The organism is Parashewanella curva, from assembly GCF_003675895.1.
Classification (GTDB): Bacteria; Pseudomonadota; Gammaproteobacteria; order Enterobacterales; family Shewanellaceae; genus Parashewanella; species Parashewanella curva.
Genome location: NZ_ML014955.1, coordinates 1 through 911 on the forward strand (window position 1 = coordinate 1; position 911 = coordinate 911).

The following is a 911-nucleotide window of genomic DNA, read 5'->3' on the forward strand; positions in this document are numbered from 1 at the left end:
CCAGAAGTAGATAGTCTAACCTTCGGGAGGACGTTTACCACGGTGTGGTTCATGACTGGGGTGAAGTCGTAACAAGGTAGCCCTAGGGGAACCTGGGGCTGGATCACCTCCTTATCGACAAGATGTTAATCCTGTTCGAGTGTTCACACAGATATGCTTGATATTAAAGGCAAAAAGATACGTTTTAATTTTTAGGCGTAGTTAATTTGGTTAAGTGCGAGGCGCTTGAGAATCGAATGACGAAGTGTACAAAAGTACATGAGGAATGAGACTCGCAAAAGCAAGGAAGCAATTAAGCAAAGAAACAAGCATAAAATGGGTCTGTAGCTCAGCTGGTTAGAGCGCACGCCTGATAAGCGTGAGGTCGGTAGTTCAAGTCTACTCAGACCCACCAAATCTTTCCTACTCATCGTTAGAATCATGCTCATTTACCTAGTGCAAACTTCACATAATTCTGCCTCGATTAGAAAAGATTACTTCTTAGCGATGTAATCGACTGATTTGGACAAACCGTATCGACACATGATGGGGCTATAGCTCAGCTGGGAGAGCGCCTGCCTTGCACGCAGGAGGTCTGCGGTTCGATCCCGCATAGCTCCACCACTCATGTGAACCTCACTTCGAAAGAAGACTTAGAGGCCAAAGTTAAAATGAAAATTTTACCTTTGGCTTTTTTTAGCCTTGCTCTTTAACAATTTGGAAAGCTGATAGTAAATTTAATGACTAAGGTCGTTAAATATACAAAATCTCAAAAATCCTTTAGCAATCGAAAGATTGTTAATTTAAGAAGTTCTCAACACTTTATTAAGTGCATTGAGTATTCAAGACTAAGGCGAGTGTGGAAACACACTTATCAAACCAGCAAGTTACAGCTAACAACAAAGATGTTAGCGCAGTCAGTTGCTTTTTAG

Annotated in this window: 2 tRNA genes and 1 rRNA gene; all 3 read left to right on the forward strand. The window is 41.6% G+C overall.

Annotation, left to right across the window (positions count from 1 at the left end):
• Positions 1-114, forward strand: a 16S ribosomal RNA gene (locus D5018_RS21420); the annotation flags it as partial.
• A 203-nt stretch (positions 115-317) separates the two neighbouring features.
• Positions 318-394, forward strand: a tRNA-Ile gene (locus D5018_RS21425).
• 133 nt (positions 395-527) lie between these two features.
• Positions 528-603: transfer RNA gene (locus tag D5018_RS21430), tRNA-Ala, on the forward strand.
• The last annotated feature ends 308 nt before the right edge of the window (positions 604-911 follow it).